We start from the raw sequence: 15,157 nt of genomic DNA, 5'->3' as shown, positions 1-15,157 counted from the left end.
CCTCGGCGGCCCGCCGTCGTCAGCTCCTGGTGCTGACCCGGGGCCGTACCAGGTACGGGCCCGGGGCCGCCCTGACCGCCGTCAGCTCCTGGTGCGGGCCCGCGCCAGGAGCCGGTCGAGCACACCGGGGATCTGACTGTCCCAGTAGTCCCAGGTGTGCCCGCCCGGGCTGAGTTCGGCGTCCAGCGGCACCCCGGCCGTCGCGCACGCCGCGGTGAACCGCCGGTTCTGCGCCAGCAGGTGATCCTCGCTGCCGCACCGCAGGATCAGCCGCGGCAGCCGGTCCGGATCGGCGACCCGGACCAGGTGCATCAGGTCCTCGTCCCCGCCCGCGACGATCCGGTCGGCGAAGACCCGCGAGGCCAGGGCGCGAATGTGCGGCCTGCGATCATGTTCTTGGATGTACGCGAGATCAAGCGCGCCGGACAGCGTCGCGGCGGCCGCGAACCGCTCCGGCTCGCGCAGCGCCCACTTGATCGCCCCGTAGCCGCCCATCGACAGCCCGGCGACGAAGGTGTCCTCCCGGCGGGCCGACACCCGGAAGAACCGGGCGACGGTGGCCGGCACCTCGACCGACAGGTAGTCCCAGAACCGCATGCCGTACGCCTCGTTGGCGTAGAAGCTGCGATGCACCTGCGGCATGATCACTGCCAGTCCGCGGTCGGCGGCGTACCGCTCGATCGAGGTGAAACGCGTCCACGCGGTGTGGTCGTCGGTCAGCCCGTGCAGCAGGTAGAGGACGGGCGGCGGGTCGGCGGCCGGCCGCTCCGGCAGGAGCACGGTCATCGACGTGCTCAGTTCCAACGCCTCGGACTCGACATCCACCCGGATCAGTGCCATTCGGAGATTGTGGGGCACGCCAGGCGCCGATGTCGATCATCATCCCAGACTTATTCTCCAGCTTCCCGATCCTGTGGTTCCACGGCGACGATCGCCCTGTCCGAGCAGGTGGCGAGGCATCATGTCGGCACGCTGGACGACCTCCACCTGATTCTTGAATGACGCCTGTGACCACGGGGTGGACGGGGGAAGACACGACGGCGCTCCCCGGGCATCCAGCACCTCGCCCGTCCGCTGTGCATCCACGGCTCCGTGCCGGGTGGAGGGCCGGGATTCGCCCCGGAGGTCGACGAACCCCTCCGCGTCCGGCGCGCGGCCGAAGCTCTGCGGCACCTCGCCGGCCTCCCGGGGTGTCCGTTCCCGTTGAAGATCGCGGACGGCAAGCCGCTGACCAGCGATCCGAAAGCAGGTCTGGACGATCGTGGTGTCGATCGTCCAGACCTGCTTTTCGGATTCGGCGGCATGGGCGGACCCGAGCCGAATCCCGGGAGACCGCCAGTCGGTCGTCCTGATCTTGTAGGTTCACGTCGGTGACTGTCTTGCATCAGGAGGTAGCAAGCATGGCCGCGTCCGGAGCTGACGTCTTCTCCAGCGAGGAGGCCATGGAGTTCCTGAAAGAACTCGCCGAGGTGGCTCCTGAGTTGCGCGCCGCAGCGCTGGAACAGCGGTTCCGCTTTGTGGAAGACCAGCCCGAACTGGTCGGACGCGACGTCCACCCGGATCAGGTGGTCGCTGCCGCCGGGATCGTCGCTGCGGCTTCGGTCGGTGGAGAGCAGTTCGGCGAGCGTCTCCGAAGGTTGGCCGCGGATGATCCCGCCCTCGATGCTCGACTGCCCAAGCTCATGAAGGGCCTGACCAGCGCAGCACTCGACGCGCTCACCCCTGTCGTCGACCTGTGGCGTCAGGAACGGCCGAAAGACACTGACACCGTTGAAGTAAGCGAGACGATCGCTGCACTGTCGCAGGTACTTGCGCTTGGCGGCGGCGTGTTGGACGACCTCGACCTGATCTGGAATGAAGCCAATGATTACGGGATCGACGGAGACGCGCCCGAAGGCACGCCTCCGGGCATCGATCAGCTCGCGGGCCTACTGCGTGTTCACAACTCCGTGATGGGCGGCGGCCTGTCCTTCGCCTTGGAGGTCAACGAGCCCTTTCGGATCAGGCGCGCAGTCGAAGCCCTGCACTACTTCGGGTTGACCGCGGCCGCCGATCTTCTGGATGACACCCTGAGGCGCAGCCTGAAGAGCGAGGACTCCGATTCCTGGCCGACCGATGACGACTTCGACGGCCTGATCGACGGCGACGTGCTGGCGAGTGCATTCAGAGCGAAGGCGATCGAGGCTCCGGCCGACTTCGGCCGTGCATGAAAGTCAGTCCGATCAGCGTCGCGGTATGGCCGCGCATGTTCTCTGCGCTCGTGTCCCAGAAATGGCCGGCCGCCGCGATGCTCAGCTGCTGAGCCCTCCCGGATAGGCCATGCTGCCGGGCCGGCGGCGGTGTCACAGTAGGCGGATCCGCCGGTTGTCGGCCGAACATAGTCGAAGGTGTCGCCGGTGGGCGAAAACGGTGGCCGCAGATCAGGAAGCCGGTGAGCACGGCGCCGTAGGCCGCGGCCGGGCCGAGTCGGCGCAGAAGCCGCAGGTGGGCGCGTTACGCGGCGACGACCTCGGGCAGGACATCGAGGGCCGGGTAGAGCTGATCGATGACGTCGGGTGGCCCGATCCAGATGCGGTGGCGGGTGCAGACGTAGCAGTGGCGGGTGCAGACGTACCGGCTGTGGGTGCAGACGTGGCGGCGGTGCGGGAACAATTGCCGGACGCGGCCGCCGGGATGGATGCCGGGCAGTGCAGCGAGGACAGCCGTGTCGCGGCTCGTGACGGAACGCGAGCCAGTCGGGCTCCGGCCCCCGTATCGCGTTGGGAATGTCGTACCCGTCGATTAGAATGTATGTACGAATGAGGGGCCCTGAGCTGCTGATCTTCGGGGGTTCACGCCTTCGCGCAGCGGCGAGTGAGGAGACCGACGTGACCACGTCCACCCTGTCCACCCCCGTCATCCCTCCCTATGCGACGATGCTCGGCTTCACGCGCTACGTCTCCCGGACCGGCCCGGCCAAGGCCACCTTCGTCGGGGGCCTGCGCCGTCAGCGGGAGCGCCGGTCCGGCTTCAACCCGCACGGCCAGATGGTCAAGGCGCTGAAGGCCGACATCGCGTTCCGCACCGGCGGCAGCTACCTCACCGGCGTCGTCGACCTGGTCAAGGACCGGTGGAAGCCGCTCTACGAGTCGGTGACCGCCGGCGCGCAGACCTACCTGGCCTCCCTCGGTGATCCGGCCCAGGTCAGCCTCGCCCAGACCCGCGAGGCGATAGCCACCGTCGGCCCCCTGGCCGTAAAGATCAACCCACACTTCGGACTCCGCTACGAGGACGGCCGCCGCGAAGCCGTCCGCCTGCACTTCGACGAGGAGCCGCCGACCCCGGAGGCGGCGACCGCGATGCTGCACCTGATGTCCCGCCACATGGACCAGATCCTCCCCAACGCCGAGCCGGTCCTGGTCGACGTCCGCCGGGGCGTCACCCTTCGCGCCAACCCGGGCGTCCGCCCCGGCGACGTGGAGAGTTGGCTGGCGGGCGAGGCGGCCGCCTTCACCGCGATGTGGGCCGCGACCGCCACGCCGGCCGCCTGACAGCTTTCCCCTCTCCGGCACTGTTACCGCTCCTCACCGCCAACCTCACTCGGTTGCGACTCACGGCCGCCGCGCGGTCGTGAGTCGCTCCACCCCATCCGCGGCGGCGCCCACGGGCCGGAACCTACGGGCCGGAACCTACGGTCTTGGGTCGCCGCCGCGGTCCGCGGTCGTGAGTCATCTCATAGGACGCGGTCGTGGAACGCGGTCGCAGCCCGCCGGCGTGAGTCATCTCGCGGGCCGTAGTCGCGGACCGGCGGCCGCAGCCTGCCGGCGTAAGTCATCTCGCGGGCCGTAGTCGCGGAACGCGGTCGCAGCCCGCCGGCGTGAGTCATCTCGCGGGCCGCGACTGCGCCCGCCTGCCGACCGCTCGGCCACCGACGCCGCCTACCGGCCCCGACGCCGCCTACCGGCCCCGACGCCGCCTACCGGCCCCGATGCTGCCTACGTGGCCATAGAGCCGCACTCGACCGCCGCTCACGTATGTGCGCTACGCCCAGGCACCTTCCAAAGATCGCCTTCGCCGGTGTGTGCTCCGTCCAGCCGTTACTCACGGCTGACCTCGCAGGTGTGCCGACACCCAGCCCGCTGGACGACGTCCGTTCCCGGTGTTTGCCGTATGCCATGCAGTCGGTCGCCCGCGACTCCACCAGACCGTCGCCGAGATCACGGCACGGCAGGTGATACCCCGTCCAGAAGAGGTCGGGTGATACCCCGCCCAGAAGACGTCGGGTGACACCCCCGTCCAGAAGACGTCGTTGGTCATGCCCCACCGACGATCCGGGGTGAGCAGAGGACAACGACCGGGCTAACCAACCCAGCCGTGACCGCTGCCTCGGGCTACCGCGTACCACCGAGCCGTTGCCGATGGCACTCCCGCCACCGGGGGCGAGCCGTGACCGCCGGCTCGAATCACCCGGCCGTCGCCAGCGGCGGATTCTCCGGTCAGGACCAGCCGTCAGTAACGGCCCGATCCGCTCAGCCGTCACCAACGGCAGATTCGCCGACCTGAACGAGCCATGGGCAACGGCTCGACACGCTCGGCCGTCGTTGGTGGTCACTTCGTCGACCAGAACCAGCCGCAAACGACGGCTCGAAAGGTCCGGCCGTCGCTGACGGTGCTGTCACCGACCATCTCGCAGCCATGAACTACGGCCGGAACTCCCAGCCGTCACCAGGGGTCGCTTCGTTGACTGGGGGCTGACCGCGTACGACGGCTGAGTGGCCACGCAGCGGAGCAACGGAGCAACGGAGCAACGGAGCAACGGAGCAAACCGTATCCGGACCCGTCAGCCGTCAGCCGTCAGCCGTCAGCCGTCAGCCGTCAGCCGTCAGCCGTCAGCCGTCAGCCGTCAGCCGTCAGCCGTCAGCCGTCAGCCGTCAGCCGTCATTGCAACATTCTGGGCAGATCGGGCTGTCGGGGCTGGGCGAATCGGATCGGGCGATCGGACTGAGTGCAACGGGCCGGGCGGATCGGGCCGGGCGGATCGGGGCGGGCGGATCGGGGCGGGCGGATCGGGCCGGGCGGGGTGGCGGGGTAAGGTCGGGGGGTGAGTACGTATTCGGGTCTGCTTTCGCCGCCGCGCTCCTGAGCGGAGCGCTAGGTGCGCCGACCGGGTGAGTCCCGTGCGGCTTCGCAGTGGTGCGCTTCGCAGCCGGCCCTGACCGACTCACTTCTCACGGAGCGCACTCTCTCATGTCATCTTCGTTGTCTCCGGCTGCTGTCGCGCGGCTGAGTCTGCTTCAACTTTCCGTTACCGGGGTGCTCTGGGGCACTACCGGTGTTGTTGTTCAGGTCGTTGCGGAACGGACCGGGCTGGGTGCTCTGGCCATCGGGTTCTACCGGCTTGTGGTGGCCGCCGGGGTTCTGCTCGTCATCGGGTTTCCGGCTCGGCGACGGATCTGGGCGGCGTTCCTCGCCGCACCGGTTGCGACCGCCGCCACCGGGGTGGGGTTGGCCGCCTATCAGGCGTTGTATTTTCTGGCTGTGCGGCTCGGTGGGGTCAGTGTCGCCACGGTGGTGAGTCTGGGGCTGGCACCGGTGCTGCTGAGTGTCTGGGAGACGCTGCGCACCCGGCAGCGGCCCAGCGCCGCGGCGCTCGGGGCGTTGGCGGCGGCGATCCTCGGGCTGGTGTTGATCGGTGGGGACACGGCCGGGTCGCCGGTTGCCACTGCGGGGCTCGGGCTGCTGGCCGCTGTGGGGTCGGGCATCGTCTATGCCGCGTCGACGGCGCTGAGCCGGCACACCGCGCAGGGGGTTCGGCCGCTGCATTTGACCACGTTGTCCTGTGTCATCGGTTCGATGGCGCTGGCCCCGCTGGCCGCCGTGGAGGGGCTGGTGTTCACGCCGGCGGCTACTCCGCTGGCGTTGTTGTTCTATGCGGGGGCGTTCGCGACGGCTCTGGCGTACGCGTTGTTCTATTCCGGTCTGCGGCACACGTCGAGCAGTGTGGCGGCCGTGGTGACGCTGCTGGAGCCGCTCGCCGCGGCCCTGCTGGCGGTGTTGTTGATCGGCGAGCGGTTGTCCGTCCCGGCGGTCGTCGGGGGGATTCTGCTGCTCGGCGCGGTGGTGAGTCTCTACGTCGGGACCGGCGGCACCACAAAAACGACGAAGACAAAAGCCGATAAAGCTGAGCAACCCGTGACACCTGCCGAAACAGTGGGCATCGCGGACCGCTGAATCACACGCGGCCCCGCCATCCGGCGGGGCCGCCTCCGCAACCGGAAAGCAGCAGCCCGGCGGACCGCGCCCGCAATCGGAAAGGCCGGCGACCGGACGGAACCGTGCCCGCACCCGGAAAGCAACGGAGACGTGTGTGGCCGGGTCACACCACTGAGGACGGTGAGGCGCGCCCGGACCCGACGTCCGGGTGGATACCACCGAACAGGGGATATCCCTCAACCGAACCGTCACGGTTTCCACGGATATCGGCGATTCAACCGCTCAGGGACCGCTCCGGCGCGACGATTTCACCAGGCGAAAGGCGAAAGCACAGTCAGGACGAACATCGGGGGGCGTTCGGCCATGAAACTCGGACATGTGGCAGAGACGGTGACGCTGGCGGCGGCGGTGGGCTTCTCGGGCTCCGTCGTGCAGGCCGGTTCGGTGGAGGCGGCGACGCCCGCCCTGCCCAGCATGGTCGCCTACGTGCGGGGTGGTGACATCTTCGCCAGTATGGGCGAGAAAGAGCAGCGTCTCACCACCGGCGGCAACCAGGCCCGTCCGCGCTGGTCGCCGAACGGCAAGCAGCTGGCGTACCTGAAGGACGGCCAGTTGTGGACGATGAACGCGGACGGCAGCGGGCAGCGCCGGCTGACCACCCGTGCGGCGGCGGGTCCGTCCTGGTCGCCGGACGGCAAGTGGATCGCGTTCGCGTCGCTGTCCTGCACCGGGGCGCCGGGGGTGTTCCGGATCTCCACGGCGCAGGAGCGTGCGGCCCCGGAGGTGGTGTTCCCCCAGGACTGCCGCGGTGAGCCGCTACCGTCGGAGGCCGCTGCCAAGGTGTCCGGCAAGGTGTCCGGCAATTCGCTGAACGACCGGCTCCGGGCCGACGACGCGGTGGCCTGGTCGCCGGACGGCAAGCAGGTGGCGTTCCGGGGCGGTGAGTGCGAGTCGACGTACGACGCCTGTCTCAGCATCGGCGACGTGAAGACCGGCAGCGAGAAGACCGTTGCGGCGTACGGCGGCGGTGGTCTCCAGAACAGTGGTTTCGCCGTGGTGCCGAGTTGGCGTGCGGACGGTGCGAAGCTGTCCTGGACGGCGTACGAGGAGGGCGAGACCGACGCCGACAGCAAGCCGGTGCATCTGGTCGAGTACGACACCATGAACGGCGCCAAGCGGACGGTCGGCAGTGAACTGGACCGTGAGCTGGCCTACGTCGACGGTTTCCGCGCCGTGGTGACCAGCCAGAACGCGAACGACTCCTGGGTGACGCTGGTGAACCTGACCAACGGGTCGCGGACCCCGTTCCGTGTGGGTTCGCAGCCGAGTGTCCAGCCCGTGGGCTGACGTCGGCGAGACGGAACGGAACAGGAAGGGCCGGCCCGTGGACGGGCCGGCTTTTCGCGTCGGATGGGTGTCGGCCGTATCGTGGGGCGGCCATGACTGCTGAAGCCGCCGCCGATCGCCCGATCCGCACCTTTCATCCACGCCGGGGCCGGATGAGTGCCCGGCACGCCGACGCGCACGCCGCGCTCTGGCCGCTGTTCGGCCTGACCGTGACCGACGGCGACCGGAGTCCGCTGCGTCTCGCCACGCTCTTCGGGCGCGATGCTCCGCGCGTACTGGAGATCGGTTTCGGCATGGGCGACGCGACCGCGGTGATGGCGGCAGCGGAGCCGGGCCGGGATTTCCTGGGTGTCGAGGTGCACACGCCGGGCATCGGCAACCTGCTGGCGCTGGTCCGGGAGCAGGGCCTGACCAATGTACGGGTGGCGCACGGCGACGCGATGGAGTTGGTGCAGCGGATCGCGCCGGGCGACCTGGACGCGGTGCACGTCTTCTTCCCGGATCCGTGGCCGAAGGCGCGGCACCACAAGCGACGGCTGATCCAGCCGTCGAACGTGGCGGTGCTGCGGGAGCGCCTGCGGCCGGGTGGCGTGCTGCACTGTGCGACCGACTGGCCGGAGTACGCGGAGGCGATGGCGGAGACGCTCGACGCCGATCCGGGCCTGCGCCGGTTGCCGGAGGGCCCGCACGGTCGCCCACTGACCAAGTTCGAGCGACGGGGTGCCGAAGCCGGCCGCCCGATCAGCGATTTTCGGTACACACGGGCGTGAGCCTGCCGACAAGGCAGACGTACGCCCAGTGCACCGGCGCGACCCGAACGCGGCACGAACCGGCAAGATGCCGCTTTTGACACCTTCGCGCCTTTAGGCTTGGAGTGGAGGTCGGCCATGCGGCGAGACGACCCCGGCGGCAACGCCGGACGGTCCCCCAGGACACGTGCGGTGAAAGCCGTGGCACTCGCGCGCACGACCGAGCCTTACGGGGGGACGGCCGCCGGTTCGCACTCGGGCACACCGGCGGCCGTCACCACCAGCGCGGCCACGCCGGAACCGGCCGTCGTCTCGAACACCACCCTGAGCAGCGGATCCGCCGACCAGCTGGCCGCGCTGACCGCCCGCGCCGCCGGGGCGCCGGCGGCCTGCCTGCAACTCGTCGACGGCAACCGGCTCCGCGCGTACGGCGCCTGGGGCTCCCCCGCCTGCGACGACGCCACCGCCGAGATCGGCGGGATCGTCGCCCGCACCGGTGAGGCGCTGGCCGTCCCGGACGCCCGCACCGACGACCGGGTCCCGGACGGGCTGCTCCGCTCCCAGGGCGGCGCCTACCTCGGGCACCCGGTACACGACCGCGACGGCACCGTCCTCGGCGTGTGCTGCGTGCACGACCCGCTCCCCCGGGAGTGGACCCGCGAACAGAGCGCCGCGGTCGCCGAGGCCGCCGGGGTGGCCACCCTGCTGATCGGCGAACAGCTGGCCCGGCACGAGCTGGAACAACAGCACCGCTTCCTGGACGCGGTCCTGGACAGCCTGCACGACGGGGTGACCGCGTGTGACGCGGACGGCAGGATCGTCTTCGTCAACGAGCGGATGCGCCGGATGTGGGGCGACCGGGTCCCGGTCGCCGACGACAACGACGACCCCGGCCTGCTGCGGGCGCTGCGCGGCGAACGGATCCGGGACGAGCCGCTGTCGTTGCAGGGTGCCGGCCGCCGCACCCGGCACTACCTGATGGACGCGCAGCCGATCCACGGGGCGAACGGCCGGGTGGTCGGCGCGGTCCAGGCCGTCCAGGACGTCACCCGCCAGCGGCGGGCCGAACGGTTCCGCAGCTGCGAACTCGCGGTCACCACCGCGCTCGCCGAAGCGCCGAGTATCGAGGCCGCCGGTCCCCGGGTGCTGGAGGCGGTGGTCGCCACCCTGGACTGGGTGCACGCCGAGCTGTGGCTGGTCGAGGACGGCACGATCCGGGCCGCCGCCCGCTGGAGCACGCCGGGCTGGCCGGCCGGGATTCCGGTGCCCGCCCGGCTCGAGTTCGGCCAGGGCCTCGCCGGGCGGGCCTGGCAGGTGGACAAACCGCTGTGGATCCGGGACGTGGGACGCCCGCAGAGCCTGATCTCCCCGGACACCGCCCAGGAACGCCTGCACACCGCGCTGGCCATCCCGGTGCACGACGGCGGTGGGCCGATCGGGGTGCTGACCGTCTTCGCCGACGCGATCGAGGACCCGGAGGACGAACTGGTCGCGCTGATGTCCGGGATCGCCGCGCACCTGGGCCAGTTCGTGGAACGCCGCCGGGTCGAGGATCTGCAACGCCAGCTGGTCCGCAGCAAGAACGAGTACCTGGCGCTGGTCGGCCACGAGCTGCGGACGCCGCTCACGTCGATCAGCGCGTACACCGAACTGCTCGGCGGGGCGGACGAGGCGACCCTGGTCCGCGACGGTCCGCGGCTGATCCGGGTGATCGAACGCAACACCACCCAGCTGCGGGACATCATCAACGAGCTGCTGGAGTTGTCCGCCCTGGACGCCGGGCACGCCGACGTACGCCGGGCGCCGATGGACCTGGCCGAGGTGGTCCGCGACGTGGTGGACCGGACCCGGACCGCGATCGACGGGGCGCCGGTGGAGATCGACGCCGACCTGCCCCGCAAGCTGATCCTGCCGGGTGACAAGGAACGTCTGCGGCACATCGTGGAGAACCTGCTCGGCACCGCGGTCCGGTACAGCCCGGACGGTGGGCGGGTGGGCGTCTCGTTGCGCAGCAGCGGGCGGACGGCCGTGCTGAAGGTCTCCGACGCGGCGACCGACGTGCCCCGGGCCGAGCGGGAGCAGATCTTCACCGGGCACTACCGGACCAGCCGCGGCCACGACCGGGTGCTGCCGGGCAGCGGGCTGGGCCTGATCCTGAGTCGCACGGTGGTCGAGAAGCACCAGGGCAGCGTGGAGCTGACCGGAGGTGACACCGGGACCACCGTGCTCATCAGGTTGCCGATGGATCAGTTCTGAGCGGGCCGGACCACCGCGGCGGTGCCGCCTCCTCGGCGGACCGGTTCGGCGGAGGCGATGAAGCCGCCGCCCCGGGTGAATTCGATGGCGGTGGCCGCACCGAGTTCGGCCACGTCGGCGCCGAACTCGTGGCCGAGGGCGGTCAGCCCCGGGCCGTACTGCGTGCGGAAGGCCGGTTCGGCCTGGATGCCCGCGGTGTTGCGCTGCGAGCCGCGCGGCGCGGCCATCGCCTCCGGCAGGGTCATCCCCCGCACCAGGCGGTTGACCAGGATCTGCAGCACGGTGGTGATGATCGACGCGCCGCCGGGCGTGCCGACCGCGAGGTAGGGCTTACCGTCGCGGAACACGATCGTCGGTGAGATCGAGCTGCGCGGGCGCTTGCCCGCGGCGGGCAGGTTGGGGTCGGGCGCGTCGCCCTGGGTGCCGGTGAAGTTGAAGTCGGTCAGCTCGTTGTTGAGCACGAATCCCCGGCCGGGCACGACCATGGCGTTGCCGCCGGTCTGTTCGAGGGTGAAGGTGTACTCGACGACGTTGCCCCACCGGTCGGCGACGGTCAGGTTGGTGGTGCTCTGGCCCTGCTCGCTGGGGCCGCCGACGGTCGCCGCGGCGCATCCGGACCCGTTCAGGGCGCCCGGCGGGACCGGCTTGGTGAGCGCCTTGCCCGGGTCCACCCGGCAGGCCCGGGTCTTCGCCCAGCGGTCCGAGATCAGTTGCTTCACCAGGGCCGGGTCGGTGTTCGCGCCGACGTAACGGTTGCGGTCGGCGAACGCCAGCGCGGACGCCTCCAGGTAGTAGTGCAGTTTCTCGGTGTCGGTGGCGCCGGACGGCAGCCCCGCCTCGATGATGTTGAGCGCCTCCTCGACGGCGATGCCGCCGCTGGACGGCGTGTTCGCGCTGTACACGGTCAGGCCCCGGAAATCCGACTTCGTCGGCTCGGGGGTGCGCACGCGATAACCGGCCAGGTCACTGCGGGTGAGACCGCCGGGCCGGATCGGGTACGCCCACGGCACAGCCGGATCGTCGGCGACCGGCGGATGCTGCACCGTCGCGATCAGATCGGCCCCGATGTCCCCCCGGTAGAACGCGCCCGTCCCCTTCGCGGCGATCAGCCGGTAGGTGGCCGCCAGGTCCGGGTTGCGTTGCGTGGAGCCGACCGCCGGGGGCGCCCCGCCGGGCAGGTACAGCTCGCGGGTGGCGTCGAACTGGGAGAACGCCGCCACGTTGTCGGTCACGTGCTGGCGGAACGTCGCGTCGACCGGGAAACCCCGTTCGGCGACCCGGGCGGCCGGCTGCAGCAGGCTGCCCAGCGAACGGGTGCCCCAGTTGCGGACCGCGGACTCCCAGGTGGCCAGGGTGCCGGGCGCGCCCACCGAGAGGCCGCTGACCCGGGCCTCCTGGAAGTCGTACGGCAACCCGTCCGCCGGGTCGATGAAGAGGGACTCGGTCGCGCTCGCCGGGGCGGTCTCCCGCCCGTCGATGGTGGAGACCTTCTTGCGTTTCGCGTCGTAGTACACGAAGAATCCGCCGCCGCCGATGCCGGCCGAGAACGGCTCGACGACGCCGAGCGTGGCGGCCGCGGCGACCGCGGCGTCGACCGCGTTGCCGCCGTTCCTCAGCACCTCCAGGCCGACTGCGGTCGCGGTGGCGTCAACGGTGGCGATGGCGCCGCCGGATCCGGTCGCGGTGGGTCCGGAGACCGTGGTGCCGCCGCCGGCGACGGCGGGTGGTGCGACGGCCACGATCCCCAAGGTGGTCAACGATAGAGCTGTCAGCGCGGGCAGGAACCGCATCGGCCCTCCAGGTCGGACAGTTTCGGTTGTCAATCCCTGCCTACCGGTGTTCGGGTCCGGGCACAACCGTCGGTCGACGATCAACCCACGCCGTACGGCGCCGGCTCGACGCCGGGACAACTCGCGCCGATGGCGGGCAGGGCCAGTGTGGTGAGGTAGCGGTCGGCGGCCGCCCGGACACAGGGGCTGTGGCTGTACGCGACGTGCCCCCAGCCGTCGTAGGTCAGCAGCCGGGCCCGCGCCCCGAGCCGGCGGGTCAGCTGGCGGGCCCAGGCGTACGGGGTGGCCGGGTCGTGCCGGGAGTTGACCACCAGCACCGGCCCGGCGGCCGGCGGGACCGGCCGTTGCGGGTTGGCCGGCGTCCCGGTCCAGCCGAGGCAGCCGGTCGCGGCGGTCAGCGCCAGCGGCGAGGCCAGCACCTGCGGCGCTTTGACGGCCAGGGTGTCCAGGCGTTTGCGGTACTCCTCGAACGTCCCGACCGGCAGCGCCCAGTCCTGGCAGATCACCGCCGGGAAGCTGTACGGGGTGAGGTCGAGCAGCCCCGGTCCGCGGCGCGCCACCGCGGCCGGCTCGGGGTTGCTCGCCTCCTTGATGTAGTGCGCGAACGAGTACCACTGCGGGTCGTAGAACGCGCTGAACGCCGCGCCCATCAGCTCCCACACCCCGAGCCTGCTCGGCGGGTCGTACGGGTTGACCAGTTCACCGGCCCGGGCCTGCTGCATCAGCCGGCTCCAGATCGCCCGGATGTCCTGCCCGCGCAGCACGCACCGGGTGTCCCGGGCGCACCAGGCGACGAACTCGTCGAACGCGTCCTGCGCCGCCTCCGCGGTGCGGCCGAGGAAGTCGTCCACGCCCGCGGTGTGGTCCATGACGCTGTCCAGCACCAGGGCCCGCAGCCGGTCCGGGTAGAGCTCGCCGTACTGCTGGCCGATCAGGCTGCCGTAGGAGGCGCCGTAGTAGCTGATCTGCTGTTCGCCGAGGGCGATCCGCGCCTCCTCGGTGTCGCGGACCACGCTGAGCGTGTCGGCGTGCCGGAACACCGCGCCGCTGCGGCTCTCGCAGTCCGCCGCCAGCCTCTGGTTGTACGCGGCCAGCGCGGCGAAGCCGTCCGGGGTCACGACGAGCGGGGACGGTTTGGCGTCGACCACGTTCTGGTCGCAGAGGATCGGGGAGCTCCGGCCGACGCCCCGCGGATCGAGTCCGACGATGTCGAAGCGGGCGCGGACCTCGGCGCTGAAGAACTCGGTGTCCAGGGCCATGGTGACGGCGGAGGCGCCGGGGCCGCCCGGGTTGACCATCAGGACCCCGATGCGGCGGGCCGGGTCGGTGGCCGGGCGGCGGGCCAGGGCGAGGTCGATCGGGGCGCCGAGCGGGGCCGACCAGTCGACCGGGACCCGCATCGTCCCGCACTGGACCTCGTCGTCCTCGGGGCACGGCGTCCAGCGGATCACCGGCGGGACGGGGGCGCGCGGACCGGGCGGGACCGCACTGCCACGGGCTGCCGCGGCCGGCGTCAGGGCGTACCCGATGATGGCAGTGAGGGTGAGGAACGCGGCCGTGACCGACTGTCCTGTAACGCGCAAAACCTCTCTCCGCCCTGCCCGGCCGCCGCACCGCGCCGCATCATCGTCGCCCGGACGGCGCGATCAATCCGGCAAACCGCCGTTTTTACCATAAAAAGGTCATGGGTACCGTGGAGGTATGACCGTCCTCGCCCGGACCTCGCGACTGGCCCTGACCGCGGCCGGGGTCGCCGCCCTGACCGCCTGCTCCGCCACCTCGACCCCGGACTCGTCACCCGGCACGCCGACCGCGGAGGCCACCTCACCGCGGGCGACCACCCCCGCCTCGAACCCGGACGGCACACCCGACCTGAACAGTCCGGAGACCGTGGCGACCGGCATCGACGTGCCGTGGGGCCTGGCATTCCGGTCCGACGGCAGCGCACTGGTCGCCGAACGCGACACCGGACGGGTGCTGAGGGTCCGCGCCGGCGGCGGCGAGCCGGAGGAGATCTACGAGGTGCCCGGCGTCGCCGAGGGCGGCGAGGGCGGACTGCTCGGCCTGGCCGTCGCGGCCGACCACGCGGAGACCGGCTGGGTGTACGCCTACTACACGGCCGACGACGACAACCGCATCGTCCGCTTCCGGCCGGACCGCACCGACGACCCCGAGGTGATCTTCAAGGGCATCGCGAAGGGCCCGCGGCACAACGGCGGGCGGATCGCCTTCGGACCGGACGGCATGCTCTACGCCGGCACCGGCGACGCGAGCGACGAATCCCGGTCACAGGACCGCGACGACCCGAGCGGAAAGATCCTGCGGCTCACCCCCGAGGGTGAGCCCGCGCCGGGGAACCCCTGGAAGAACTCGCCGGTCTGGTCGATGGGACACCGCAACGTCCAGGGCCTGGCCTGGGACTCCCAAGACCGGATGTACGGGATCGAATTCGGTCAGAACGAGTGGGACGAGGTCAACCTGATCGAGGCCGGCAAGAACTACGGCTGGCCGGAGGTCGAGGGCGAGGCCGGCGACGACCGGTACGCGGACCCGCTCGTGCAGTGGACCACCGACGAGGCCTCACCCAGCGGGGCGGCGGTCGCCGGCGACACCCTCTACGTCGCCGGGCTCAAGGGCGAACGGCTCTGGACCGTGCCCCTGAGCGGCGGCGACGCGAAGGCGGAACTGGCCGGGGAGTACGGGCGCCTGCGCACGGTCGCCGTGGCGCCGGACGGTTCGCTGTGGCTCACCACCTCGAACGCCGACGGCCGCGGCGACCCCCGTGACGGCGACGACCGCATCGTCCGCTTCCCCGCGGGCTGA

11 protein-coding genes are annotated in these 15,157 nt (G+C 71.0%); 7 read left to right on the top strand and 4 right to left on the bottom strand.

Annotation, left to right across the window (positions count from 1 at the left end; all coding sequences use genetic code 11):
* Window positions 1-81: 81 nt before the first annotated feature.
* The gene (locus tag QSK32_RS32015; protein ID WP_045742066.1) at window positions 82-840 is read right to left on the bottom strand and encodes an alpha/beta hydrolase; all 759 of its coding nucleotides are present in this window, start codon (window positions 838-840) and stop codon (window positions 82-84) included.
* 530 nt (window positions 841-1,370) lie between these two features.
* Between QSK32_RS32015 and QSK32_RS32010 the strand changes: the two genes are divergently transcribed.
* Entirely contained in the window at window positions 1,371-2,210 is an 840-nt protein-coding gene (locus tag QSK32_RS32010) for a DUF4259 domain-containing protein (RefSeq protein WP_285473968.1), read from the top strand.
* A gap of 283 nt (window positions 2,211-2,493) precedes the next feature.
* Here QSK32_RS32010 and QSK32_RS32005 read toward each other — a convergent pair whose 3' ends face one another.
* Window positions 2,494-2,652, bottom strand: coding sequence for a hypothetical protein (locus QSK32_RS32005; RefSeq protein ID WP_285473967.1), 159 nt, complete (start codon window positions 2,650-2,652; stop codon window positions 2,494-2,496).
* 263 nt (window positions 2,653-2,915) lie between these two features.
* Here QSK32_RS32005 and QSK32_RS32000 point away from each other — a divergent pair, with 263 nt between their 5' ends.
* From QSK32_RS32000 to QSK32_RS31980, 5 genes are all read left to right on the top strand, one after another.
* Window positions 2,916-3,530 carry a hypothetical protein gene (locus QSK32_RS32000; protein ID WP_211275356.1) on the top strand — a complete coding sequence of 205 codons (615 nt, stop codon included), beginning with the start codon at window positions 2,916-2,918 and terminating at the stop codon, window positions 3,528-3,530.
* Window positions 3,531-5,238: 1,708 nt separating this feature from the next.
* The gene (locus QSK32_RS31995) at window positions 5,239-6,210 is read left to right on the top strand and encodes a DMT family transporter (RefSeq protein WP_285473966.1); all 972 of its coding nucleotides are present in this window, start codon (window positions 5,239-5,241) and stop codon (window positions 6,208-6,210) included.
* Window positions 6,211-6,570: 360 nt separating this feature from the next.
* On the top strand, window positions 6,571-7,539 hold the full coding sequence (locus QSK32_RS31990) for a TolB family protein (protein ID WP_245673918.1): 969 nt from the start codon (window positions 6,571-6,573) through the stop codon (window positions 7,537-7,539).
* 92 nt (window positions 7,540-7,631) lie between these two features.
* Entirely contained in the window at window positions 7,632-8,309 is a 678-nt protein-coding gene (trmB, locus tag QSK32_RS31985; protein WP_285473965.1) for a tRNA (guanosine(46)-N7)-methyltransferase TrmB, read from the top strand.
* A gap of 180 nt (window positions 8,310-8,489) precedes the next feature.
* Window positions 8,490-10,544 (top strand): sensor histidine kinase, encoded by a 2,055-nt coding sequence (locus QSK32_RS31980; protein ID WP_285473964.1) that lies wholly within the window; start codon window positions 8,490-8,492, stop codon window positions 10,542-10,544.
* Here QSK32_RS31980 and ggt read toward each other — a convergent pair.
* Together ggt and QSK32_RS31970 are read right to left on the bottom strand one after the other, a co-directional pair.
* Entirely contained in the window at window positions 10,535-12,334 is a 1,800-nt protein-coding gene (gene ggt, locus QSK32_RS31975; protein WP_285473963.1) for a gamma-glutamyltransferase, read from the bottom strand. The genes QSK32_RS31980 and ggt overlap by 10 nt on opposite strands.
* 80 nt (window positions 12,335-12,414) lie before the next feature.
* Window positions 12,415-13,917: an alpha/beta hydrolase gene (locus QSK32_RS31970; protein ID WP_045742059.1), complete on the bottom strand. Its 1,503-nt coding sequence runs from the start codon at window positions 13,915-13,917 to the stop codon at window positions 12,415-12,417.
* Window positions 13,918-14,035: 118 nt separating this feature from the next.
* Here QSK32_RS31970 and QSK32_RS31965 point away from each other — a divergent pair, with 118 nt between their 5' ends.
* Complete coding sequence (locus tag QSK32_RS31965) at window positions 14,036-15,157, top strand: PQQ-dependent sugar dehydrogenase (RefSeq protein WP_285473962.1); 1,122 nt, start codon at window positions 14,036-14,038, stop codon at window positions 15,155-15,157.

Source organism: Actinoplanes sp. NBRC 101535 (genome assembly GCF_030269225.1).
GTDB classification, from domain to species: Bacteria; Actinomycetota; Actinomycetes; order Mycobacteriales; family Micromonosporaceae; genus Actinoplanes; species Actinoplanes rectilineatus.
The sequence above is the reverse complement of the archived record's forward strand: the minus strand, read 5'-3'. Positions and strand labels throughout refer to the sequence as shown.